20 protein-coding genes and 2 pseudogenes are annotated in these 23354 nt (G+C 72.7%); 11 read left to right on the plus strand and 11 right to left on the minus strand.

What is annotated here, in order from left to right; translation table 11 throughout:
* Positions 1-122: 122 nt before the first annotated feature.
* From STRAU_RS07315 to STRAU_RS07335, 5 genes and pseudogenes are all read left to right on the plus strand, one after another.
* A pseudogene (locus STRAU_RS07315) lies at positions 123-2009 on the plus strand (sensor histidine kinase); the annotation flags it as partial.
* Between the two features lie 817 nt (positions 2010-2826).
* The gene (locus tag STRAU_RS40000; RefSeq protein WP_037658006.1) at positions 2827-3399 is read left to right on the plus strand and encodes a roadblock/LC7 domain-containing protein; all 573 of its coding nucleotides are present in this window, start codon (positions 2827-2829) and stop codon (positions 3397-3399) included.
* 128 nt (positions 3400-3527) lie between these two features.
* Positions 3528-3842, plus strand: a pseudogene (locus tag STRAU_RS40005) (DUF742 domain-containing protein); the annotation flags it as partial.
* Entirely contained in the window at positions 3823-4485 is a 663-nt protein-coding gene (locus tag STRAU_RS07330) for a GTP-binding protein (RefSeq protein WP_016639621.1), read from the plus strand. The pseudogene STRAU_RS40005 and the gene STRAU_RS07330, both read left to right, overlap by 20 nt.
* A 47-nt stretch (positions 4486-4532) precedes the next feature.
* Complete coding sequence (locus STRAU_RS07335) at positions 4533-5789, plus strand: styrene monooxygenase/indole monooxygenase family protein (protein WP_016639622.1); 1257 nt, start codon at positions 4533-4535, stop codon at positions 5787-5789.
* 107 nt (positions 5790-5896) lie between these two features.
* On the opposite strand, the gene STRAU_RS07340 is transcribed toward STRAU_RS07335, so the two are convergent.
* From STRAU_RS07340 to STRAU_RS07355, 4 genes are all read right to left on the minus strand, one after another.
* On the minus strand, positions 5897-7054 hold the full coding sequence (locus tag STRAU_RS07340; RefSeq protein ID WP_052028986.1) for a C40 family peptidase: 1158 nt from the start codon (positions 7052-7054) through the stop codon (positions 5897-5899).
* 103 nt (positions 7055-7157) lie between these two features.
* Positions 7158-7484 (minus strand): hypothetical protein, encoded by a 327-nt coding sequence (locus STRAU_RS07345; protein ID WP_016639624.1) that lies wholly within the window; start codon positions 7482-7484, stop codon positions 7158-7160.
* An 18-nt stretch (positions 7485-7502) separates the two neighbouring features.
* Positions 7503-8234, minus strand: a complete 732-nt coding sequence (locus STRAU_RS07350; RefSeq protein ID WP_016639625.1) for a TetR/AcrR family transcriptional regulator — start codon at positions 8232-8234, stop codon at positions 7503-7505.
* Between the two features lie 209 nt (positions 8235-8443).
* On the minus strand, positions 8444-9382 hold the full coding sequence (locus tag STRAU_RS07355) for an AurF N-oxygenase family protein (RefSeq protein ID WP_016639626.1): 939 nt from the start codon (positions 9380-9382) through the stop codon (positions 8444-8446).
* Between the two features lie 189 nt (positions 9383-9571).
* Here STRAU_RS07355 and STRAU_RS07360 point away from each other — a divergent pair, with 189 nt between their 5' ends.
* Positions 9572-10705 (plus strand): ferritin-like domain-containing protein, encoded by a 1134-nt coding sequence (locus tag STRAU_RS07360; protein ID WP_016639627.1) that lies wholly within the window; start codon positions 9572-9574, stop codon positions 10703-10705.
* A gap of 101 nt (positions 10706-10806) precedes the next feature.
* Positions 10807-11412: a Uma2 family endonuclease gene (locus STRAU_RS07365; RefSeq protein WP_016639628.1), complete on the plus strand. Its 606-nt coding sequence runs from the start codon at positions 10807-10809 to the stop codon at positions 11410-11412.
* Here STRAU_RS07365 and STRAU_RS07370 read toward each other — a convergent pair.
* From STRAU_RS07370 to STRAU_RS41335, 5 genes are all read right to left on the minus strand, one after another.
* Positions 11399-12859 carry a penicillin-binding transpeptidase domain-containing protein gene (locus STRAU_RS07370; RefSeq protein ID WP_016639629.1) on the minus strand — a complete coding sequence of 487 codons (1461 nt, stop codon included), beginning with the start codon at positions 12857-12859 and terminating at the stop codon, positions 11399-11401. The genes STRAU_RS07365 and STRAU_RS07370 overlap by 14 nt on opposite strands.
* Positions 12856-14214 (minus strand): FtsW/RodA/SpoVE family cell cycle protein, encoded by a 1359-nt coding sequence (locus STRAU_RS07375; RefSeq protein WP_016639630.1) that lies wholly within the window; start codon positions 14212-14214, stop codon positions 12856-12858. The genes STRAU_RS07370 and STRAU_RS07375 overlap by 4 nt, the downstream gene beginning before the upstream one ends.
* Before the next feature lie 72 nt (positions 14215-14286).
* Positions 14287-15597 (minus strand): ATP-binding protein, encoded by a 1311-nt coding sequence (locus STRAU_RS07380; protein WP_016639631.1) that lies wholly within the window; start codon positions 15595-15597, stop codon positions 14287-14289.
* A complete protein-coding gene (locus tag STRAU_RS07385; RefSeq protein WP_016639632.1) occupies positions 15594-16478 on the minus strand; it encodes a hypothetical protein in 885 nt (294 codons plus the stop codon). Before STRAU_RS07385 ends, STRAU_RS07380 begins: the two co-directional genes overlap by 4 nt.
* A 59-nt stretch (positions 16479-16537) precedes the next feature.
* Positions 16538-17161, minus strand: a complete 624-nt coding sequence (locus STRAU_RS41335) for a class F sortase (protein WP_016639633.1) — start codon at positions 17159-17161, stop codon at positions 16538-16540.
* A 320-nt stretch (positions 17162-17481) separates the two neighbouring features.
* Between STRAU_RS41335 and STRAU_RS07395 the strand changes: the two genes are divergently transcribed.
* The gene (locus tag STRAU_RS07395) at positions 17482-18285 is read left to right on the plus strand and encodes a nuclease-related domain-containing protein (protein ID WP_016639634.1); all 804 of its coding nucleotides are present in this window, start codon (positions 17482-17484) and stop codon (positions 18283-18285) included.
* Between the two features lie 18 nt (positions 18286-18303).
* On the opposite strand, the gene ligD is transcribed toward STRAU_RS07395, so the two are convergent.
* Complete coding sequence (gene ligD / locus STRAU_RS07400; RefSeq protein WP_016639636.1) at positions 18304-19203, minus strand: non-homologous end-joining DNA ligase; 900 nt, start codon at positions 19201-19203, stop codon at positions 18304-18306.
* Positions 19204-19266: 63 nt separating this feature from the next.
* Here ligD and ku point away from each other — a divergent pair, with 63 nt between their 5' ends.
* On the plus strand, positions 19267-20433 hold the full coding sequence (ku, locus tag STRAU_RS07405) for a non-homologous end joining protein Ku (protein WP_016639635.1): 1167 nt from the start codon (positions 19267-19269) through the stop codon (positions 20431-20433).
* Between the two features lie 69 nt (positions 20434-20502).
* Here ku and STRAU_RS07410 read toward each other — a convergent pair whose 3' ends face one another.
* Positions 20503-21303 (minus strand): class I SAM-dependent methyltransferase family protein, encoded by an 801-nt coding sequence (locus STRAU_RS07410; protein WP_037658016.1) that lies wholly within the window; start codon positions 21301-21303, stop codon positions 20503-20505.
* 152 nt (positions 21304-21455) lie between these two features.
* On the opposite strand from STRAU_RS07410, the gene STRAU_RS07415 reads away from it, so the two are divergent.
* On the plus strand, positions 21456-22031 hold the full coding sequence (locus STRAU_RS07415; protein ID WP_016639638.1) for a TetR/AcrR family transcriptional regulator: 576 nt from the start codon (positions 21456-21458) through the stop codon (positions 22029-22031).
* A gap of 157 nt (positions 22032-22188) precedes the next feature.
* A complete protein-coding gene (locus STRAU_RS07420) occupies positions 22189-23325 on the plus strand; it encodes an agmatine deiminase family protein (RefSeq protein ID WP_016639639.1) in 1137 nt (378 codons plus the stop codon).
* Positions 23326-23354: the final 29 nt, after the last annotated feature.

Consider the following 23354-nt stretch of genomic DNA (forward strand, 5'->3'; position numbering starts at 1 on the left):
CCAAGGCCCGCGTCCGCAACCGCCTCATAGGGGCCGTCGCGGTCGTCGCCGCGGCCGTCGCCGGGGCCGGGGCGCCCGTCGTCATCAGCGCCTCGGGTCAACTCAACGACTCGCAGAGCCTGGTGACGCTCTCCGAGCTCACCCAGCAGGCCATCACCCTCAGTCACTCCCTGGCCGACGAGCGCGACGAGGTCACCGCGTACATCGCCGCCGGGCGCCCCGACGGCAAGGGCCTCTCGGAGAGCCGCAGCGCCCGCGTCGACCGGCGCATCGACGAACTGCGCGAGGCGGCCGCCGACGCCGACACCAACACCTCCGTCACGGCCGAGCTGCGCCGCGACCTCGCCCGCCTCCCGTCCGTGCGCAGAGCCGCCCTCACCGGCAAGACCGGCGCGCTCGACGCCCACAAGACGTACGCGAAAGCCATCACCGAACTGCACGGCCTGACCCGCGAACTCGCCGAGAGACTCCCGCCGCGCGCGGGCTCCGGGGCCCCCGCCCTGGCCGACCTCGACCACGCCGTCGACCAGGCCGGCGCCGCGCGCGGCCTGCTCCTCGCCGCGCTCGCCGTGCCCCGCCCCGCGCCGACCGGCACCACGGTCGACCCCGTCACCGGTCTGCCGACCGCCCCCGGCTCCACCGGAACCGGCACGGACTCCGGCACCGGCGACAGCGAGGAGGACAGCCGCCGCGACGGCCTCAGCGCCGCCGCCCAGCAGGCCCACGTGCGGGAGCTGGCCGCGCTCGCCGACTTCCTGGACGCCGCGCCCGCCAAGCACCGCGCCACGTACGAATCGACCGTCACCGGCAACGGCGTGACGACGGCCGAGCAGTACCTGGACCGCCTCACCGACGAGCCCAAGCTCTCCGCCGCCGACCGGCGCCTGGACGAGAAGAAGCTCGACAGCGCGCTCTCCGCCCGCGTCGAGGCCATGCGCGGCGCCGAGAACGCGCTCGCCGCCGCCGAGAACGCGCTCGCCGCCGAGCGCACCAAGAGCCTCGGCGCGCTGCGCGACGACGACGTCACCGCCCTGGAGATCCGCGTCGCGCTCGTCGGCGTGCTGCTGCTCGTCGCGGTCGGCGTCTGCACGGGCACGGCCCGCTCGCTGACCCGGCCGCTCGCGGCGCTGCGCCTGGGCGCGGCGCGGGTCGCGGCCGCGCCGGGCACCGAGGAGCCGGTGCGCTTCACCGGCCGCGACGACGAGTTCGCCGCGGTCGTACGGTCCGTCAACGCGCTGCACGGCCACGCCGTCGCCCTCCAGGAACGCCTCACCACGCTGGAGGCCGACCGCAAGCACCTGATCGGCAAGCGGCAGACGATGGCCGACGCGCGCCAGGCCATGGCCGACGAGCGCGACGCGCTGCGCGCCGAGCTGGCCGAGGCGTCCGTCCACCTGGATCGGGTGCGGAGCGGCATCCACGGCACCTTCGTGAACCTCGCGCTGCGCACGCTCGGACTCGTCGAGCGGCAGCTCGCCGTCATCGAGGGCCTGGAGGAGCGCGAGCAGGACCCCGACCGGCTCGCCACCCTCTTCAAGCTCGACCACCTCGCCACCGTCACCCGCCGCCACAGCGAGAACCTCCTTGTCCTCGCGGGCGCCGAGCACGGCCACCAGCACGCCGGCCCGGTGCCGCTCGTCGACGTCGTACGCGCCGCCGTCAGCGAGATCGAGCGGTACGAGCGGGTCGCCATCGCCGCGCTGCCGCCGCACGCGCACATCGCCGGGTTCGCGGCCGACGACATCAGCCACCTGGTGGCCGAACTCCTGGAGAACGCCACGTCGTTCTCGCCGCCCGACGCCGCCGTCGAGGTGTCCGGCTGGCTCCTGGAGAACGGCGAGGTGATGCTCTCCGTGCAGGACGAGGGCATCGGCGTCGGCGCGGAGCGCCTGGAGGAACTCAACGCGCGGCTCGCGGACTTCGACGCCGACGACGTGTACGACCAGGAGAGCGGCGACGGGCTCGGGCTCGGCCTGTACGTGGTGGCGCGGCTCGCCGCCCGGCACGGGGCGCGGGTGCGGCTGCGTGAGCAGAAGCAGGGCGGCGTCGCGGCGGTCGTCGTGCTGCCCGGCGGCATCCTCGCCGACCCGCCCGCCCCGGGGGCGCCCGGGACGGTGCCCGCCGCGCGCACCGAGGCGCCGCTGGTGCACCTGCCGGGCTCGGAGGCCGAGGCCAACTCCAATGTGCTGCCGCCGCGCGCGGAGGCCAACTCCCATGCCCTGCCGCCGCGTTCGGGCGAGCGGGACCCCCTGATCGCCGCCGCGGAGACGACACTCGAACTCCTGGCACCGCCCGTCCCGGCCGACCACCCGGACGAGGCGGAGCCGCACACGCGGCCGGACGACGAGGTCCGGCCGGAGCAGGAGACCCGCCCGAAGCCGGTCGCGCAGACCCCGTCGGAGCCCGACGCGGCGCTCGCGGCGGAGGAACTGCCGGAGGGCGAGGCGCCGCTGCCGGACACCGGCGCCACGGACGCCGCCAACGGCACCGGCGCCCCACCAACGGCACCGGCGCCACGGACGCCACCAACGGTACCGACGCCGCCGACGTCCCGGTGTTCACCGCCAAGGGGCTCCCCAAGCGGACCCCGAAGATCAGCGCGGCCGCCGGGAGCACCGCGCCGAAGCCGCGGCCCGCCGTGGACGCCGAGGAACTGCGCCGCAGGCTCGGCGGGTTCCAGCAGGGGGCCAACAGCGGCCGCCGCGACGTGGCGGCGGAACTGGCCGAGGCGGCCGGGCCCACGCAGGCCGCAGGTACGGGCGAAGGCCACCGTGCCGCAGATGTTCCGGGGGACCCAGTCGAGGAGGCAAGCAGTTGACTGCGCCCATGCGCACACCCGGTTCTTCCGCCAAGCCCGCGAAACCCGCCGCGGCGGAGCCCGGCACGGACGCCGTGCCCGGGCCCCCGTCGCCGCCGGACTCCGACGAGCCCCTCGCGTACGGACTCAGCAGCGAGGCCAAGAACCTCCACTGGCTCCTGACGAACCTCGTCGACGAGGTCCCCGGAATCCTCTCGGTCGCCGTCGTCTCGTCCGACGGACTCCTGCTGCTCTCCTCCGACCCGGCGCGCAACGCCGAGCGCCGCCCCGCCACGAGCCCCACCGGGCCCCGGGGGTCGAGCGCCGACCTGGCCACCATCGTGTCCGGGCTCGGCAGCCTGACCATCGGCGCGGCCCGGCTGATGGACGGCGGGGCGGTCAAGCAGACCGTCGTCGCCATGGCGGAGGGCAGCCTCTTCGTGATGGCGATCAGCGACGGCTCGCTGCTCGGCGTGCACGCGACGCCCGACTGCGACATGACGGTGGTCGCGTACCACATGGCGCTCTTCGTCGGCCGCGCCGGACACGTCCTCACCCCCGAACTCCGCAGCGAGCTGCGCCAGTCGATGGAGGACGCGTGATGAGCGGCGGGCCCGGGAGGCCCGACCGCGAACCGCCCGCGCCGAAGCTGCCCGTGCGCGGCGGCGACAGGAAGCCCGCGCGCGTACGCCCGTACTCGCTGACCGGCGGCCGCACCCGCTTCGGCCACGTCCTGCTCGTCGAGACGTTCGTGGCCGCGAACCCGGCCCTGGACGCCCCCGAGGAGCGGCGGGAGCTCGCGCAGGGCGACCCGCTGACCTCCCGGGTGATGCCGGAGATGCGGGCCATCGTCGAGATCTGCCGCCGGATGCGTACGGTCGCCGAGATCTCCGCGCTCCTGAAGATGCCCCTCGGTGTGGTCCGCGTGCTGCTCAGCGACCTCGCCGACCAGGGAAAGATCCGCGTGTACGGAACGGGCCACGGCCCCGGGCAGCCGAACCGCGCACTGCTCGAAAGGGTGCTGAGTGGACTCCGCCGTCTCTGACGCCACGACTGCCGGTCCTGACGTCACAACCGCCGATCCCGCCGAACTCCTCGATGGCGAGGAGCGGTTGCAGGCATGGCAGACCGACCGCACGCGCGCGCCCATCGCCACGAAGATCGTCGTCGCGGGCGGCTTCGGTGTGGGCAAGACGACGCTCGTCACCGCCGTCTCGGAGATCACGCCCCTCCAGACGGAGGCGCTGATGACGCAGGCGAGCGCGGAGACGGACGACCTCAGCGCCACGCCGGGCAAGACCACGACCACGGTCGCCATGGACTTCGGCCGCATCACGCTGGACGACGACCTGGTGCTCTACCTCTTCGGCACGCCGGGCCAGCAGCGCTTCTGGTTCATGTGGGACGACCTCGTGCGCGGCGCCATCGGCGCGGTGGTGCTCGCCGACACCCGCCGCCTCACCGACTGCTTCCCGGCGCTCGACTACTTCGAGAGCTGCGGAATTCCGTACGTCGTGGCCGTCAACCACTTCGAGGGCACCGAGCGGTACGAGGCGGAGGACGTCCGCGAGGCGCTGACGGTGCCCGCGCACATCCCCGTCCTGATCATGGACGCGCGGCAGCGGATCTCGGCGATCGAGTCGCTGCTCGCGCTGGTGGGACACGCGCTGGACGTCAGCCCCGAGTAGCACTGAACAGCGAGTAGCACTGAACAGACAGAAGGATTCTTCAGCCCATGCGCAAGATACTCATCGTCGGAGCCGGTCAGTCCGGCCTCCAGATCGCCCTCGGACTCCAGTCGCAGGGGTACGAGGTCACGCTGATGTCCAACCGGACGGCGGACGAGATCCGGTCCGGCCGGGTCATGTCGACGCAGTGCATGTTCCACACGGCACTCCAGCACGAGCGTGACCTGGGCCTGAACTTCTGGGAGTCCCAGGCCCCGAGGATCGAAGGCGTGGGGGTCTCGGTCGCCGGACCCACGGCGTCCGACGCAAAAGAGGGCACTCGCGTCATCGACTGGGTCGGCAGGCTCGACGGCTACGCGCAGTCCGTCGACCAGCGGGTCAAGATGGCCGGCTGGATGGAGACGTTCGCGCAGCGCGGCGGGCAGCTCGTCATCCACGGCGCGGCGGTCTCCGACCTGGACTACTTCTCCCGTACGTACGACCTCGTCCTGGTCGCCGCGGGCAAGGGCGAGCTGGTGTCGATGTTCGAGCGGGACGCCGCGCGGTCGCCGTTCGACGCGCCGCAGCGGGCGCTGGCCGTGGCGTACGTCCACGGGCTTGGGCCGCGTCCCGAGCACCCCGAATTCGACGCGGTGCGCTGCAACTTGGTGCCCGGTGTCGGCGAACTCTTCGTCATGCCGACGTTCACCACGTCCGGCCGCGCCGACATCCTCTTCTGGGAGGGCATCCCGGGTGGGCCGCTCGACGTCTTCCAGGGCGTGAAGGACCCCGGCGAGCACCTCGCGCTCACCCTCGAACTCCTGGAGAAGTTCCTGCCCTGGGAGTACGCGCGCGCCACCAAGGTCGAACTCACCGACGCGGGTGGCACGTTGGCCGGGCGGTACGCGCCCACCGTGCGCAAGCCCGTCGGGCGGCTGCCCGGGGGCGGGCTCGTCCTCGGCGTCGGTGACGTCGTCGTCGCCAACGACCCCATCACCGGACAGGGGTCCAACTCCGCGTCCAAGTGCGCGGCTTCCTACCTGTCGTCGATCGTCGGTCATGGGGACCGGCCCTTCGACGCGGAGTGGATGCAGGGTGCGTTCGACCGGTACTGGGGCACGGCTCAGCATGTGACCAAGTGGACCAACGCGATGCTGTCGCCGCCGCCGGAGCATGTCCTCAACCTGCTCGGTGCCGCGGGTGAACTCCAGCCCGTCGCCGACCGCTTCGCCAACGGGTTCAACGATCCCGGGGACTTCGAAAACTACTTCTACGAGGCGGAGCTGGCGGAGGCGTATGTGGCGGGGGCGGCCGCGGCTGCGTAGCCCCAGTACAGCCCGTCCGGCGTTTGAGGACGAGCCGCGAAGCGGCCGCGGCGGAGCCGCTAATCGATGCAGCGGGAAGGGGCGGGCTCGGGGAGCCCCCGCCAGGGCTACCCCGCCCACCCCCGGTCCGCCCCCTTCGTCGCCCCCGCCGGCAACCGCGGCGGACGGTAGTCGGAGAGGGGCGTGGCCCGAGGATCGGGCCGTACCGCGCCGAGGACGGGGTTCGAGGCGAGCGGGGAGACCTTGACCCGGGCCCCGGGCCGAGGCGCGTGGACGACCTTGCCGCGGCCGAGGTAGATCGCGACATGCGTGGCCTTCGGGAAGTACACGACCAGGTCACCGGGCCGCAGCTGCCGCAAGGGGACCCGAGGCAGCCGGGCCCACTGCTGCTGGCTGGTCCGGGGGATCCCGCGCCCGGCCACCCCCCAGGCCCGCTGGGTGAGCCCGGAACAGTCGAAGGCGGAGGGCCCCTCGGCCCCCCACGCGTACGGCTTCCCGATCTGCTTGACGGCGTACCGCAGGGCCCGCTCCCCGCGGGCGGACGGCGCCCGCCCCGCCCCGGCGGGCGCCCCGAGCGCCCCGGAGGCGACGAGCCGGCGCTGGGCGCGCTCGGCGCCGGACTCCTCGGCCCGCCCCAGCGCGGCCACCTGCTCGGCGGAGAGCGAGGCGAGCAGCTCCTCGACCTCCCGCAGCCGCGCACGCACGGTGTCCCGCGCCTGCTTCTGCCGCTGGGCGAGGGACGTCTGCGTGGCGAGGGCGCGCCGCGCCGCCCGGGCGAGGCCGTCGGCCTTCTTCTCGCCCTCGACGAGCCGGGTGACGGCCGCGGCCCGCTCGGCGGCGGCGCGGCCGACGACGTGACGCTGGTCGAGGGCGCCCTGCGGGTCGCGGGCGAGGAGGAGGCGTACGTGCGAGGAGATCTCCATGGTGCCGGTCTGGTACTGCTGGCGGGCCAGGCGGCCGGCGGCGCCCTTGCCGTCGTGGGCCGAGGCCCGGGCCTTCGCCAGGCCGCGGTTGAGGCCGTCGACCCGGCGGCGCTGGTCCTTCAGCTTCTCCTCGGTGGCGTTGTACGTCTCCGTCGACTCCTCGGCCTGCCGGTACAGGCGCTGAAGGTCCGTCAGGAGCCGGGCCACGGGGCGTTCGCCGGGGCCGGGCGCCGCGTGTGCCACGGATGCGGGGATCAGTGGCAGGGGAGCCAGGAATGGGGCCGTGACCAGCGCGGAGAGCGCCGATCCGGTGCACACCCAGCGCAGCAACCTTCCTGACACGTCATCACCTCCCGGTGCGGGGCGGTCCTTCCGCCGCGCACCGCGAGCTTCGGGCGCCCGCGCGCGGGCCGCCCGCCGGGGACGGGCGCCCGGCGCAATGAGGTCACTCGTCCAGGTCTCCCCGGCGCGGCAGGTTGCGCCCGCCGCTCGGTTTCGACCAGGGCCACTTCAGGTTCCGGAAGCCGCCCTCGTCGCCGCGGCCGGCTGTGCCGTTCTCGGAGTACTCGTACTTCCAGCCGGGGTGCAGCCCGAACCGGCGCGCGGCGCCCGCCGGCACCCGCCGGTACACGAGGACTGTGGGCTCGCCGCCCGCGTCGTCCGGGACCGGGACGCGGTACACCTTCGGCGGGTGGCCGGTCGGGCCGAGCAGGACCGGGAGCACGCGGCCGTCGAGGGGCCCGCCCACGAAGGGGGTGTCTTCACTCTTCACGGCACCAGTGTCACCTCCTCACAGGAGATGCCCCGCCTCCGCCACCACCGGAAGCACCCGCCGGGCCAGCTCGCCCACCGGGCCGTCCGCGCTCTCCAGGGCCAGCGCGCGGCGGACCACGGCCGCCGTCTGCGGGTCGCGCCCGGCCGTGGCCGCGATCTGGGCCACGAACTGCTCGACCAGCCAGTCGCGCAGCTCGTCCAGCGGCGGCTGCTTGTCCTCGTCGAGCCAGATCAGGGAGGCCGCCTCGACCGCGGTGATCCACATCCGGACGGTCATCCGCAGCCGCGGCCCCGGCGGCTCGGGCAGTTCCATGTGGGCGAGGATGTGCGCGGCGGCCGAGCGGCGCACTCCGTCGACGATGGCGGTGGTGCGCGAGGTCTCGATGACGCTGCCGCCCTGGAGCAGCGCGCTGAACCCGGCGTCGTGCTGGTCGACGAAGGCGAGATAGCGGTCGATGGCGCGGCCCAGGCGCCGGGTCAGCGGGCCGTCCTGCGGTTCGGCGAAGCACTGCTCAAGATCGTCGGCGGCCGTGCGCAGCGCGGCTTCGTACAACTGCTGCTTGCCGCCGGGGAAGTAGCGGTACACCAGGGGCCGCGACACCCCGGCGGCCTCCGCGACGTCGTCGAGCGAGACCTCCTCGGGGGCGCGGTGCGCGAAGAGGGTCAGGGCGGCTTCGAGCAGCTGGCTCTTGCGCTCCTCGACGCTGAGGCGCCGGTACGCGCGGGTGGGGCCGACGGCTGAGGTCATGTCCCGCAGCGTAACCGTGTTTTCGTACGAAGAGTCAGTGTGCGGCGCCTACGCCAGCAGCCCCGACGACTTCCACAGCCGCCGCCGCCCCGACGACTTCCACAGCCGCCGCCCGACCCCCCGCATCACCCCGATGTCGTCCAGGCTGTGTCGATTTGCGGCTCCGCCGCGTGGCCGTCAGTCGCTTTCCGTGGCCGCGGCGTGGCAGATCATGCGAGCAGCCCCGACGACTTCCACAGCCGCCGCCCGACCCCCCGCATCACCCCGATGTCGTCCAGGAAGTCCGTCAGGCGCTTGGCGCCGGTCTGCATGACCTCGCGGCGGTGGCCGCTCGCCTTGACCTGGGCCAGGGCCTCGCGGCGGTCGAGGCCGACGTCGGTGTAGACCTGCGGGTTGACGAAGGCGATGGAGAAGACGCGGGCGGCCTCGCCGCTGCTGATCCGGGTCAGTTCGCGCTCCCAGCGCGGCGCGGTCACCATCTGGCGCCGCAACTCCTCGCGGGCGTACCGCACATGGCGGGCCTCCTCCACCACGTGGATGCGGGTCACGCCGCGCACGATGGTCTGCACGCGCTCGTCGGGGAACGTCAGGCGCTGCATCCAGTCGAGGATCTCCTCGCCGAGCAGGGTGCAGGCGAAGGAGCCGGGGGTGGTGGAGACCGTCTTGAGGATGCGGGCGAGGTTGTGGTTGAGCTTCGTGACGGGGTACGTGGGCGCCCCGCCCTTCTGGATCATGCGGGCGAACATCATCGAGTGGCGGCACTCGTCGGCGATCTCCGTGAGCGCGTACCGCACATGCGCGCTGGTCACGGACTTGTCGTAGATGTGCCGCACGAGGAGCTGCATGAGGATGATCTCGAACCAGATGCCGAGCGAGGCGAGCGAGGCCGCCTCGTGCCGGGCGAGGTCCATGCGCTGTTCCTCGGACATCCGCTTCCACAGCGGGGTGTCGTAGAGCGAGACGAGCTCCGGCGGCCAGAACCACTTGCCGTCCTCGACGGGCGCGTCCCAGTCGAGCTCCTTGTCCGGGTCGAAGGAGTGCCTGGCGGAGGACTCGAGCAGTCGCAGAGCCACCTGTTCCCGGTCCTTGAGCAGGCCGAGCGCGTCCCGGAGACCTGAGAGCTCGGTGTCTTCGGTCACGGTCGTCATCGTGTCTCCTGGCGTCTGAACGGGTTACCGGCGGTCACCTCTTATGAGACTGCTTGTCAGCAAGGCCGTCAATCCCTTGCGCACGACTTGTTGACCCGGCATCTACCACCGTGTGAGCCTGCCAAGAAGCCACCCCTGTGCGGCGGTTGCGCGGCAGCGGGGGCCGCCGAGACTCGCGAGGAGCCGTCAGTGTCTACGCGCGATCTGTACGTCAAGGCCGGTCACGACCAGGGCGCCCCCGACCGGGACCCCCTCGCCTGGCAGGTGCCCGCCACCGGCGCCGCCCGCTTCAGCTGGGAATACGACGAGGGCCGCGAGCGCCTGCTCAACCTCTACCAAAAGGGCAAGGACAAGCAGTGGGACGGGTCCAAGCGCATCGACTGGGACTTGGAGGTCGACCCCCTCGACCCGCTCGGCACCCCCGACGAGGCCATGTCGATCTACGGCACCCGGCACTGGGACCGGATGAACGCGGCCGAGCGCGGCGAGCTGCGCAAGCACTACGCCTCCTGGCAGTTCAGCCAGTTCCTGCACGGCGAGCAGGGCGCGATGGTGTGCGCGGCGCGCATCGTGGAGTCGGTGCCGGACCTGGACGCGAAGTTCTACTCCGCCACCCAGACCATGGACGAGGCCCGGCACGCGGAGATCTACGGCCGCTTCCTGCACGAGAAGATCGGCATGCTCTACCCGGTCAACGACAACCTCCAGGCGCTGCTCGGCGACACCCTGCGCGACTCCCGCTGGGACATGCCCTACCTGGGCATGCAGGTCCTCATCGAGGGTCTCGCCCTGGCCGCCTTCGGCATGATCCGCGACACCACCGACAAGCCGCTGCCCAAGCAGATCCTCGCGTACGTCATGCAGGACGAGGCCCGGCACGTGGCCTTCGGGCGGATGGCGCTGCGCGACTACTACAAGCAGCTCACCGACGCCGAGCTGCGCGAACGCGAGGAATTCGTCATCGAGGGCTGCTACTTGATGCGCGACCGGCTGCGCGGCGTCGAGGTCCTCACCAACTTCGGCATCCCGCTGAAGGAGGCCGAGGAGTGCAGCGAGCGCTCCGAATACCTCCAGCTCTTCCGGCAGTTGCTGTTCAGCCGCATCGTGCCCTGCGTCAAGGACATCGGCCTGTGGGGCAAGCGGCTCCAGCAGGCGTACGTGGACATGGGCGTGTTCGAGATGGGCGACTCCAACCTCGACCTGCTGATGGCGCAGGACGAGGAGATCGCGGAGAAGCTGGACGCCGAGCGCTTTGCTGCCGAGGAGGGCGAGCGGGTGGCGGAGGTGGCAGACGCGATCGCCGCGGGCGGGGCTGCGGACTGAGGTCAACGCGGCGCGCGGCGGCCACTCGATGGGCGGGCGGTTCGGCGTTCCCGCTGGGTAGGCTGGGCGTACCAGGCATGGTCTGCCCCATGGGAGCACGCATGAGCGCCGCACGCGATGACGAGCTGGACGGCCAGTACGAGCAGTGCGAATGGGTTCGTCCGCCAGTGGACGGCTGGACAGCGGACGATCTCGACCGGCTCCCGAATCTCCCTCCGCACACGGAGCTGATCGACGGGAGCCTTGTCGTCGTGAGTCCACAGGCTGAGTTTCACATGCTCACGCTGCGGCTGTTCGAGCAAGCCCTGATGGGCCAGGCGCCGGGCGACCTTGCTGTCTTCCGGGAGTTCACCGTCACGCTCGACGAGCACAATCGGCTGGAGCCCGACGTCCTGGTCGTTCTCGCCGACTCCGACACCGGCCCTCGTGGGACTCGGCTCCTCCCGGCGGACGTGCTCCTCGCGATCGAGGTGGTCTCCCCTGATTCCCGGCAGCGCGACCGGGACACCAAACCCCGCAAATACGCTGCCGCGGGCATTCGCCACTTCTGGCGGGTGGAGGAGAACGGGGGTCTGCCCGTGGTGTACGTCTATGAACTCGACCCCGCCACGAAGTCGTACGCCACGACCGGCATCTACCATGATCGACTCAAGCTGACGGTCCCATTCGGCATCGACATCGACCTCACCACGCTCAACCGCCGCTGAGCGCCGCCTCCATCACGGCCTTCGCGATCGGCGCCGCGCTCCCGCCCCCGCTGATGTCCGAGCGGTCCGCCGCCGCGTCCTCGACGACGACGGCGACCGCCACCGACGCCTCGGCGTCGCCCGGCTTCTGGGCCCAGGCGATGAACCAGGCGTACGGAGTGCCCGTGTTGCCGATGCCGTGCTGGGCGGTGCCCGTCTTGCCGCCGACGGTCACGCCGTCGATCGCCGCGTTGGCGCCGGTGCCCTCCTCGACGACGTCCGTCATCAGCTCGCGCAACTGCACCGCCGTGCCCGGATTCATCGCCTGCCGGAGGGTCTCGGTGCCGCTCGACGCGACGGTGTCGCCGTCGTCGGTGGTCGTCCGGTCCACCAGGTGGGGCGCCTTGACCGAGCCGCCGCCCGCGACCGCCGCCGAGACCATCGCCATCTGCAGGGGCGTGGCGCGGGTGTCGTACTGGCCGATGGCGGACAGGGCGAGCTGGGCGTCGTCCATGGAGGTGTCGAAGGTGCTGGTGGCCACCGGCGAGGGGATCTTCAGGCCCGGGGTGTCGAAGCCGAACTTCTTCGCGGTGCCCGCCAGGGCGTCCTGCCCCGTGTCGACGCCCAGCTTGGCGAAGACGGTGTTGCAGGACCACTGGAAGGCGTACCGCAGGCTCGCGTCCGCGCACCCCTCGACCTCGTTGGCCAGGCTGGTCGAGGTGCCGGGCAGGGTGTACGGGTCGGGGGACTCCGTCGGCGCGTCCAGGTCGTCGATCCCGCCCGCATCGAGCGCGGCGGCCGCCGTCACCACCTTGAACGTGGAGCCCGGCGGATAGGTCTGGCTGAGCGCGCGGTTGAGCATCGGCTTGTCGGGGTCGGCGTTCAGCTCGGCCCAGGCGTCGGTGACGGCGGTGCTGGTGCCGGAGAGGCGTTCGGGGTCGTACGAGGGTGTGGAGACCAGGGCCAGGACCTCGCCGGTGGCCGGGTCGAGCGCGGCCACGGCGCCCTTCTTGCCGCCGAGACCGGCGTGGGCGGCCTGCTGCACGGCCGCCTTGATGGTGGTGACGACCTTGCCGCCGGGGTTCTGGGCGCGGGTGATGTCGTTCCACAGGGGCAGGGGGGCGAGCATGGGGTCGGTGCCGGAGAGGACGTCGTCCTCGGCGTGCTCCAGGAACGTGGTGCCGTACACCTGCGAGGCGAAGCCGGTCACCGGGGCGTACAACGGGCCGTTGCGGTACGTCCGTTCGTGGCGGAGCTGCTCGCCGGTGTCCCGGGAGCCGGTGACGGCCCGGCCGTCCACCAGGATGTCGCCGCGCGGCTGGTCGAAGCGGGTGATGGCCTGGCGGCGGTTGGCGGGATTGTCGTCGTACGTCCCCGAGTCGACGACCTGGACGCGGCTGGCGTTGACCAGCAGCGCCACCAGGAGCAGCGCGCAGAACGCGGCGGCCCGGCGGATGTACTTGGTCACGCCCGCTCCCGGGGAAGAGGCTGGGCGCGCGCCGAATCGCTCACCCGGATGAGCAGCGCCACGATGATCCAGTTGGTCACGACGGACGAACCGCCCTGCGCCAGGAACGGCATGGCCATCCCGGTCAGCGGGATGAGCCCCGTCACCCCGCCCGCGATCACGAACACCTGGAGCGCCACGATCGACGCGAGCCCGATCGCGAGCAGCCGCCCGAACGGGTCACGCAGGGCGAGCCCGGCCCGGTAGCCGCGCTCCACGAGAAGCGCGTACAGCAGGAAGATCGCGGTGAGCCCGGTGAGCCCCAGCTCCTCGCCGGCCGTCGCCAGGATGAAGTCCGACTTCGCGGCGAAGCCGATGAGGATGGAGTGCCCGTCCCCGAGGCCGGTGCCGAGCAGCCCGCCGGCCGCGAACGCGAACAGCGACTGGGCGAGCTGGTTCGGCCCCTCGCCCGCGTCGATGGACGCGAACGGGTGCAGCCAGTCCTGCACCCGGCTGTGCACGTGCGGCTCCAGCGAACCGACGGCGAACGCCCCGACCGCCGCGAGCAGCAGCCCGACGGCGATCCAGCCGGTGCGGCCGGTGGCGACGTACAGGAGGATCACGAACAGCCCGAAGAACAGCAGCGAGGTGCCGAGGTCACGCTCCAGCACGAGGACTCCCACGCTCAGCAGCCAGATCGCCACGATCGGCCCGAGCACCCGCCCTGTGGGCAGTTGCAGCCGCTTGAACTTCCACACCGTGCGGCCCGTGTACGCGAGGGCGTTGCGGTTGGCCGCGAGGTAGCTGGCGAAGAAGACGGCGAGCAGGATCTTCGCGAACTCGCCGGGCTGGATGGAGAATCCGCCGATCCGGATCCAGATGCGGGCGCCGTTCACCGCGGGGAAGAAGATCGGCACGATCATCAGGACGAGCGCCGTGACCACGGACAGATACGCGTACCGCTGGAGCACGCGGTGGTCGCGCAGGAAGAACACGACGCCGATGAAGAGGGCGACGCCGACCGTCGACCAGACGAGCTGCGTGGGCGCCGCGTGGTCGCCGGGCGTCTCCAGGTCGAGCCGGTAGATCAGCACCAGGCCGAGGCCGTTGAGGAGCACGGCGATCGGCAGGAGCAGCGGATCGGCGTACGGGGCGCGCAGCCGCACCGCCAGATGGGCGAGCAGCGCGAGCACCCCGAGCCCCGCGCCGTAACCGGCGGCGCCGGGCGGGACGGAGCCGTCGCGCGCCAGGCCCACGTCGCAGTAGCCGTACACCGGGAGCAGGACGGCGACGACGAGCAGCGCGAGCTCGGTGCCGCGGCGCCGGGGGACACGGACAGCGGGGACGGGCGTGGGCTCCGCTGCGGTTCCGGTCATGCCCGGAACGTAGCAAGCGGCGAGCCTAATGTCCGGTTATGTCGCCCGCCCGTTCGCCGGAAACGGTTCCGGTCAGCAGTCCTCGCCCACGGCGCCCGCGGCGTCTTCGTACGGAAGCGTGAGGACCGCCACCGCCCCGGCGGAGCCGTCCGCGTTGGCGAACTCAAGGCGCGCCCCCACCACCTGGGCCTGCCCCAGCGCAATGGTGAGCCCGAGCCCGTGGCCCTTGGTCGTACCCTCCGTACGAAAGCGCTGCGGCCCGTGCTCCACGAGGTAGTCGGGGAAGCCCGGCCCGTGGTCCCGCACGGTGATCACGGGCCCGTCCACCGTCAAGGACACCGGCGGAGCCCCGTGCTTGAGGGCGTTCCCGACGAGATTCCCGAGCACCCGCTCCAGGCGCCGCCCGTCCGTGTCGACCACGATGTCCCGTACGATCCGCAGCTCCACGTCGGCCCCCGAAGCCCGTACGACCCGCTCGGCCAGTGGAGCGAGGCGGACCGCGTCGACGTCGACGCGTTCGCTGCGCGAGTCGAGGCGGGAGATCTCCAGGAGGTCCTCGGTGAGCGTGCGCAGCGCGGCGACGCGGTCCTGGACCAGCTCGGTGGGGCGGCCCGGCGGCAGCAGTTCGGCGGCGGCGTGCAGGCCGGTCAGCGGCGTCCGCAGCTCGTGCGCGACGTCGGCGGTGAACCGCTGCTCGCTCAGGAGCTTGCCCTGCAGCGACGACGCCATGGTGTCCAGGGCGCCGGACACCGTGGCCACCTCGTCCTGATGGCGGTCGGCGTCCCGCGTGCGCGGGTCGTTCACGCGGGCGTCGAGGTCGCCGACGCTGATGCGCCGCGCGACCCGGGCCGTCTGGTGCAGGCGCCGCGTCACGCGCGTCACCGCGAACGAGCCGACGAGCAGCGTCGCCCCGATGGCGAGCACCGACGAGCCGAGGATCGCGCGGTCGAGGCCGTCGATGGTGCGGGCGCCCTGCGCGTAGTCCACCTGGACGGCGATGGCGCGCCCGCCGTCCGCGGGCCCCGCGGCCCAGACCGTCGGCCGGTCGTCGCGGTCGCCGACCATCGTGCCGCGCTCCCCGCCGACCGCGAGGTCGCGCAGCGCCCCGGGCAGCCCTGGCGGGTCGATGCCCGCGCCGGGGTCGAGCCTGCCGCCCGCCTCGTACTGCTTGGTGGCGTCGTCGAGCCGGGTCAGGGCGCGGTCGCGGGCCTGGCCCACGGTCTGGTTGGTCACCGCGACGTGCACGAGTATGCCGAGCAGCGCCGCGAGCGCGCAGCACATCACGGTGATGAACACCGCGGCCTTCCAGGTCAGCGTCGCGGTCCAGGCGGGCAGGCGCAGCGGCAGCCGCGGGCGGCGGGGAGCCGCGCCGTCGCCCGTCATGAGCCCTCGCCGGTGGAGCCGCCGGAGCCGCTGGAGTCCGCAGAGTCCCCGGTGCCTCCGGAGTCCCCGCCGTCCACGGATTCCTCGGAGCTCGGCCGCGCGCCCGGGCTCGGGCCCTCCAGGCGGGGGCCCTCGGTCGGCTGGGGCAGCGGGCTGCGGCCGCCCTTGGGCCGGGGCGCGTCCGAGGAACGCAGGAACTCGTCGCGCGTCGGCAGCATCGCGCGCTGGTGCCGGTCCCAGGACCAGGCCGTGCGGTACTCGTAGCCCGGGATGTCGGAGACCGCGCGCAGCACCAGATCGCGCCCGGCGAGCTCGATGCCGAGCACCGCGTCGGACGTGCCCATGATCTGGGTCAGGTGCCCCTTCTCCATCGCGTAGACGCGGATGGCCAGCTGCTCCTCGGGCATGCGGATGCCGATGACCACGTCGTCCTTGCCGTCGCCGGTGAAATCGCGGTAGTACGCCTTGAGGACGGGGCACTCCTTGGCCTCGTTCTTCTTGCCGCAGTTCTTCAGGGCGTCCGCGGTCTCCTTGTAGAGCGCGGAGGGCCCTGAGTAGTCGTCGGGGTGTGCGGCGGCCTGCGCCCGCACGATGTCGACCGGGTTCACCTTGCGCAGGTCGCCTCCGGGCACCGGCACGCCCTTGACCTCCTCGGTGTCCGCCGTCCCGTAGTCACCGAGCGGTGAGGACGCGGGCGGCAGGTCCGGCCACAGCCGGGTGGGGCCGACCGCTGTCGGCGTCGAGCCCGCGCCCCGCAGGTCGCCCGGGTCGCCGCAGCCCGCGGCGAGCGCGGCCGCGGCCAGCGCGAAGACGGCCGTGGCGAGCGCGCGGCGCCCGCGGGGGCCGCGCCCTCGCGAGCTGCGGCTGCGGTTCAACTGCACTCCTGCTTGCGATGGCCGGTGGGCACGCGAGCCCGGCCCCGGCAGGCCCGGGGGCGTACTCAGCGCACGAGGTCGGCGTAGAGGATGATGTTGTCGGTCCGGTGACCGTCCTTGATCGGGCCGCCGCAGGTCAGCAGGCGCAGCTCCGGGCGGGCGGTCGCCCCGTACACCTTATGGGTTGGAAAGTCTTCCTTGCCGACCTGCTGGATCTCACGGACCGCGAACGTCGCCGTGGAACCGTCCGCACGCGGCACCATGATCTTGTCGCCGACCCCGACCTTCGCGACGTTCCGCAGCAGCGCGGGACCGTTCGCCGTGTCGTAGTGCGCGACCAGGACCGCCGGGCCCTTCTGGCCGGGTGTGACCCCGCCGGTCCACCAGCCGGGCACCTCGCCCCGGGAGGCGGGCGGCACCTCCAGCTCGCCGTCCGCGCCGATGCCGAGGTCGAGCATCTCCTTGGCGTCCACGCCCGCGGCCGGGATCCGCAGCCCGGTCGGCCTGGACTCCTTCAGCGGCAGCGGCGCCTGCCTGGCCTGTCCGGTCTGCTCGGCCACGGAGTTCTTGACGGTGACGCCGGGGGCGGCGCCGCCGGAGCCGCCGCCCTGCCCGCAGGCGATGAGGCCGAGCCCGATGACGGCGGTGAGGGCCGCGGCGGCGGCGAGGTGTCTGGCGGGGGCGGTCACGGGGGCTCCTCGGGGCGGGCGATGTGCGCGTGGCGCGCGGGGCGGGGTGGGGTGCTGCCCCCTGCGGGGTGACCGTCGACCGGGGGCGGTCAGTGACACGTACGAAGCTAGATGTCCCCCATTGCGGCGATTCGGCGAGTTTGTAACGAGGCGCCATAGCTGTGCGGGGGGTGCCGTTACGGGACGGGCGGTGACGTGGCGTAAAGACCTCGCCCGGGGTGGCGAACGCAGGGCGAATTGGCATCAACTTCCGTGGGGCGCCGTCAGGTTCTTGCCGGAGCGGCGTCCGGGCTGCTCCCATGGTCATGGGGTGATGGGGCATGAGTGGACTGCGCGTCGTACCGGCATGGAGGCACGGTCAGGAACGGCTGTACGTCTGCCGACCGGACGGCAGGAACGTGGCCTGGTACGACAGGGACACCGCCCGGGTGAACCTGCTGAACGCCGACCGTGAGGCCGACGTGCTGCACGTCCTGGCCCCCTTCCTGACGGGGAACGTCACGGTGGGGCCGCCGCCCGTGCCGACCCCGGCCGAGCTGGCCCGGCTCACGCTGCACCCGGACGACGACCTCGCGCCGAACCGGCCCGGCGAGGCGCTGCGCATAGCCATCGACCGCGATCCGCCGCCCGCGCGCAGGCTGCGGTCCGATCCGCGGCACCGGGCGCTCGCGGCGGAGACGGCCGTCGGTGACGCGCTGGACGGCCTCGACGCGGGCGGCTGGCACACCCTGCACTCGATCGGCCTCCCCGGCGGCGCACGCATTCACCACCTCCTCATCGGCCCCGGCGGTCTCTTCTGCGTACGTTCCGTGCCGGCGCGCAGGCAGCGGGTGCGGGTGGCCGACCCGATGGTGGCGGTGGGGCGGGGGCGGGCGGTGCCGCTGCTGCGGGATCTGCGGGCGGACGCGGGGCGCGCGTCGTTCGCGCTGACGGCTGAGGTGCGGGCGGTGCTTGTGCCCGTGGGGGCGGTGGACGTCGATGTCGCGGCGCCGCCGCGGGAGGTACGCGTGCTCCTAGAGCACGATCTGGCCGCCCTGGCCCGGGCGGGCGGGGTCCTCAAGCCGGCCGACATCGAGGCCCTGCACGCCCTGGCCCGCGACCGCCACACCTGGCACCGCATCTGACCCCGCCGCTCCGCGGCGCTACCCCGCAGGGGGCAGCACCCCGCCCCGCCCCGGGTCCAGCAACGGCCCCAGCAAATCCCCGTACCGCTCGATCCGAGGCCCCACCTCGGGGGCGAGGAACACCAGCAGCCCCGCCTCCCGGCGGTCGGCGCACGCGGAGACCTCCTCCCACGTCACCGGCGTGGACACCGTGGGCTCGGCCCGCGCCCGCAACGTATACGGCGTGGCCGTCGTCTTCGCGGCAGCGTTCTGGCTGAAGTCGACGAACACCTTCCCGGGCCGCAGACTCCGCGTCATCCGATGCACCACAAGCCGCGGAAGCGCCCGCTCCGCCGCCACGGCGAGCCCCTTCGCGTACGCGGTGACATCCGCGCTCGGAGCCGGCCGCAATGGCACCAGGATGTGCAGCCCCTTGCTGCCGGACGTCTTGACGTACACCTCGAACCCGTCGCCCACCAGCCGCTCCCGCAGCCACAGAGCCGCCTCGCACGCCTCCACGACGCCCGCGGGCGGCCCGGGGTCGAGGTCGAGCACGAGCCGGTCGGCGAGCCCGGGCGCGTCCGCCCGCCACTGCGGCGTGTGGAACTCCGTGACCAGGTTCGCCGCCCACATCAGCGTGGGCAGGTCCTGCACGAGGATCTGCCGAGAGACCCCGTCCGACCGCCGCACCTCGGCCGTCCGCACCCACGTGGGCGTACCCGGCGGCACGTTCTTGGCGAAGAAGCGCTCACCCTCGGGCCCGTCCGGGAAGCGGAGGAAGGAGACGGGGCGGTCGCGCAAATGGGGGAGCAGCACCTCGGCGGCGGTGGCGTAGTAGTGCAGCACCTCGCCCTTGGTGAAGCCGCTCGCCGGATACAGCACCTTGTCCAGGTTGCTGAGCGAGAGCCTTCGCCCCTCCACCTCGGTGATCGGCGACATACGATGAGAATCCCACGAAAATGGCATGAAACGCCCACAGGAACGTGCCGAAAGGTGCTCCACATGCGGTCCATCTGGAACGGCGCCATCTCCTTCGGCCTGGTCAGCATCCCGATCAAGCTCGTGAACGCCACGGAGAACCACGCGATCTCCTTCCGCCAGATCCATGTGGAGGACGGCGGCCGCATCCGCTACCGCAAGGTGTGCGAGCTGGAGGACCACGAGGTCCCGACCGCGGAGATCGGCAAGGGGTACGAGGACGCGGACGGCTCGGTCATCCCGATCACGGAGGACGACCTGGCCGCGCTGCCGATCCCGACCGCGAAGACCATCGAGATCGTCGCGTTCGTCCCGGCGGACACCATCGACCCCCTCCAGATGGACACCGCGTACTACCTGACCGCCAATGGAGTACCGGCCGCCAAGCCGTACACCCTGCTGCGCGAGGCGCTGAAGCGCAGCCAGAAGGTGGCCGTCGCGAAGTTCGCGCTGCGCGGCCGCGAACGGCTCGGCATGCTGCGGGTCGTCGACGACGTGATCGCCATGCACGGCCTGCTGTGGCCGGACGAGATCCGCGCCACCGACACCGTCGCGCCGGACACCGACGTGAAGATCCGCGACGCCGAACTGGACCTGGCGGACGCCCTGATGGACACCCTCGGCGAGGTCGACCTGGACTCCCTGCACGACGACTACCGCGAGGCGGTCGAGGAGATGATCACCGCGAAGCTGGAGGGCGGCGAGACCACCGCCCCGGCACCCGCGGCCGACGAGGGCGGCGGCAAGGTCATCGACCTGATGGCCGCGCTGGAGAGCAGCGTCCGCGCCGCCCGTTCGGGGCGCGGCGCGAAGGCCGGGGGGAAGGCGGCGGAGGGCGAGGACGCCGAGGTCACGCCGCTCAGGTCCCGCCGCTCCGGCTCCGCGAAGTCCTCGGCGTCCTCGGCGTCCTCGGCGTCCTCGTCCCGCAAGTCGGCCCCGGCGGCGCCCAAGCAGGTGGGCGGCAAGAAGTCGACGGCCAAGACGGCCGCGAAGTCCACTTCGGCGGCTCCGAAGAAGAGCACCGCGAAGAAGGGCACCGCCAAGAAGAGCAGCGCGAAGTCGACGACAGCGAAGAAGACGACCACAGCGAGTAAAGCGAGTAAGACGGCGACGGCGAAGAAGTCGACCACGACGAAGAAGACGACCACAGCGAAGAAGTCGACGACGGCGAGAAAGAAGACATCGGCGTAACGCGACCTGTGGCCCCCTGCCCCGCCGAGCCCGAGCCTCGCCCGTCCAGAACCCCGCCGTCCCGAGCCCTCACCGCCCGCCGCACACCGTCACCGTGAACAGCCCGACCTCCTCCCGCCGGCTGGTCACCTCCCCGAACCCGGCCGCCCGCGCCCACCCCTCCGTCTCGGCGACGTCCCGGCACTTCATCACCCACAACTGCCCGTCCCGGTTGGGCAGTACGTTGGCGATGAAGTCGAGCTGCGGATGGCGGGTCTGGGTGGTGAAGACGAGGGTGCCGCCCGGCGCGAGCAGCCCGCGCAGCCGCTCGATCGAGGCCCGGATCGCGTCGTCGTCGAGCAGCAGCTCGTAGAGCCCGGACACCACGATGACGTCGGGCGCGCCGGTGTCCGGCGCCTTGGGGTCGAGGGCGTCCCCGGTCTCGTACGAGATGTTGGTGATCCCGCGCGCCCGCGCCAGCCGCTCGCCCTGCCGCAGCCCGGCCTCCGCCAGGTCCCGGCAGAGCACCCGCACCCGGCGGGGCCCGTACTCGGCGGCCAGTTCCTGGAGGTAGCGGCCGGGCCCGGCGGCCACGTCGAGCACGGTGACCTCGCGGCCGGGCCGCCGGCCGAGCTGCTCGCGCAGGACGTCCTGGAGGAGCTCGCGCCGGGCGCGGATGGCGCGCCAGCCGACCGCGTTCAGGTAGACGCGGTCGATGACGCGGCCGACGCCGAGGGCGCCGTGCGCGCGGTTCACGTACACGTAGTCGAGCATCGTGCCGCTGTCGAAGCCGTACCGGTAGCCGATCCGGATGCCCCGCGAGGCCCGCCCGACCGTGCCCAACAGGCCCCGCAGCACTGCCCACTTGAGGTTCCGCAGAGGTTTCTTCATGTACGCCAGCGTCGCCGCGGGCGGGGGAAGGGGCATCCGTACGGATACTCGGGCGGGGTGAGTGACGGGGCTGAGTACGGGGCTGTCGCGGGCCCGCCGACGGGAGTGGTGGGCCGCCCACCGGCCCGCCCGCCCGCGGTTATCGTTGCCGCGTGTCCAAGCGCCAGACCCAGATCCTCGAAGCCGCCACCCGCCTCATCGCCCGCAGCGGGGTGCGCGGCCTGCGTGTGGAGGAGCTGGCGGCCGAGGCGTCCGTCTCGACCGGCCTCATCTACTACCACTTCGGCGACCGCGCGGGCCTCATGCGCCGCACCCTCGCCTTCATCAACGACCGCGCCGAGCGCTACACGGAACCCGCCGCGAGCCCCGCCGCCGACCCCCGCGCCCACCTGGAGGAGATGCTGCTCCTGGAGCTGCGGGACGACCCCGAGGTGGTGGAGAACAGCACCGCGTGGGGCGAGTTCCAGGCGAGCGCCAAGTTCGACCCGGAACTGCGGGAGCAGCTGAGCCGGGCGACGGCCGAGTGGGTGGAGTACGCGGCCGACCTGATCCGTAAGGCGCAGGACGCGGGCACGGTACGCGACGACGTGGCCGCCCCCGCCGCGGCGGAACGCCTGACGGCCCTGGTGGAGGGCCTGAGCGACCGCTGGCTCGCGGGCTCGATGGAGCTGGCCCGGGCGCGGGCCCTGCTGGGGGAGGCGTTCGCGCTGGAGCTGGGGGAGCGCTAGGGGCTGTCCCGGTCTCCGGGCGCCTCTGTACGACCCTCCGGTGCACTCCGTACGAGGTGGATCCGGGCACCGCGCCGAGCGAAAACTTGACTGAAATTTCAGTCAGGGCCAGAGTGGGTGGCGCACCCTTACGCCCGCTGCCCGGAGGTACGTACGCGTGAACGAGCCGCACCCCACCCGTCGAGGAGTCCTCAAGGCCACCGGCGCGGGCACGGCTGCCCTCGCCCTGACCGCCACGGCGTGCCAGGCGGAGGCGGGGACGCCGGGAAACCCGACGCACAGCGCCCGCCGGCGCTGGACGGTCCCGGCCGACGAGGCCCCGCACCGGCGCACCTGGATGTCCTGGCCGACGAGCGACGCGGTCTGGGGCGACCACCTGGCGGGCGTGCAACGCGACATCGCGCTGGTCGCCCGCACCGTGGCGGCGTACGAACCCGTGATCCTCTGCGCGCCGGACCGGCGGGAGGCGGCGCGGGCCCGGGCCCAGTGCGGCCGGAAGGTGACGGTGCTCGACTCCATCCCGACGGACGACCTGTGGATGCGGGACACGTGCGCGGTGTTCCGGAGCGACGGGGCGGGCCGGATGGACGCGGTCGGCCTGGGCTTCAACGGCTGGGGCGGCAAGCAGCGGCACCGCAGGGACGCCCAAGTGGCGCGCGCGGTAGCCGAGTTCACGCAGTGCGACTTCACGCGGGCGGGCTTCGTGGGCGAGGGCGGCGGCATCGAGACGGACGGCGTCGGCACCGTCATGGCGACGGAGAGCAGCCTGGTCAACGCCAACCGCAACCCCGGCAAGACCCGTGACCGGATCGAGGCGGAGGTGCTGCGGGCGTACGGCGCCCGGAAGATGATCTGGGCCCCAGGCATCAAGGGCGAGGACATCACCGACGACCACATCGACGCCACGTCGCGCTTCGTGCGTCCCGGCGTGGTGATGGTCCAGGTGCCCCCGGCGGACCGCGAGGACATCTGGGCGCGGGACGCCCGCGAGCAGCTCGCGATCCTGTCCCGCGCGACGGACGCCCGGGGCCGCCGCCTGCGCGTCATCAAGATCGAGGGCCCGACCGAGATCCGCTCGACGGCGCCGACCTTCCTCGACTCCTACCTCAACTTCCATGTGGTGAACGGCGCGGTGATCACGGCCCAGTTCGGCGACCGGAGGACGGACGAGGGCGCCCGCAGGGCACTGGCCGCGGCCTTCCCGGACCGAGAGGTGATCCAGCTGGACGTGGACCGCCTGATGGGGGGCGGCGGCGGGATCCACTGCGCGACGATGCAGGAGCCGAAGCCGTAGTACCCCCCGCAACCCTCCTGACCTGCCGA

It is taken from the genome of Streptomyces aurantiacus JA 4570, from assembly GCF_000414115.1.
In the GTDB taxonomy this organism is placed as follows: Bacteria; Actinomycetota; Actinomycetes; order Streptomycetales; family Streptomycetaceae; genus Streptomyces; species Streptomyces aurantiacus_A.

Bases quoted from the DNA above. Each gene is read 5' to 3' on its own strand.
- STRAU_RS07335 (WP_016639622.1), top strand. From the start codon at position 4,533: ATGCGCAAGATACTCATCGTCGGAGCCGGTCAGTCCGGCCTCCAGATC.
- ligD (WP_016639636.1), bottom strand. From the start codon at position 19,203: ATGTCGCCGATCACCGAGGTGGAGGGGCGAAGGCTCTCGCTCAGCAAC.
- ku (WP_016639635.1), top strand. From the start codon at position 19,267: ATGCGGTCCATCTGGAACGGCGCCATCTCCTTCGGCCTGGTCAGCATC.
- STRAU_RS07395 (WP_016639634.1), top strand. From the start codon at position 17,482: ATGAGTGGACTGCGCGTCGTACCGGCATGGAGGCACGGTCAGGAACGG.
- STRAU_RS07350 (WP_016639625.1), bottom strand. From the start codon at position 8,234: ATGACCTCAGCCGTCGGCCCCACCCGCGCGTACCGGCGCCTCAGCGTC.
- STRAU_RS07355 (WP_016639626.1), bottom strand. From the start codon at position 9,382: ATGACGACCGTGACCGAAGACACCGAGCTCTCAGGTCTCCGGGACGCG.
- STRAU_RS40000 (WP_037658006.1), top strand. From the start codon at position 2,827: ATGCGCACACCCGGTTCTTCCGCCAAGCCCGCGAAACCCGCCGCGGCG.
- STRAU_RS07410 (WP_037658016.1), bottom strand. From the start codon at position 21,303: ATGAAGAAACCTCTGCGGAACCTCAAGTGGGCAGTGCTGCGGGGCCTG.
- STRAU_RS07365 (WP_016639628.1), top strand. From the start codon at position 10,807: ATGAGCGCCGCACGCGATGACGAGCTGGACGGCCAGTACGAGCAGTGC.
- STRAU_RS07375 (WP_016639630.1), bottom strand. From the start codon at position 14,214: ATGACCGGAACCGCAGCGGAGCCCACGCCCGTCCCCGCTGTCCGTGTC.
- STRAU_RS07380 (WP_016639631.1), bottom strand. From the start codon at position 15,597: ATGACGGGCGACGGCGCGGCTCCCCGCCGCCCGCGGCTGCCGCTGCGC.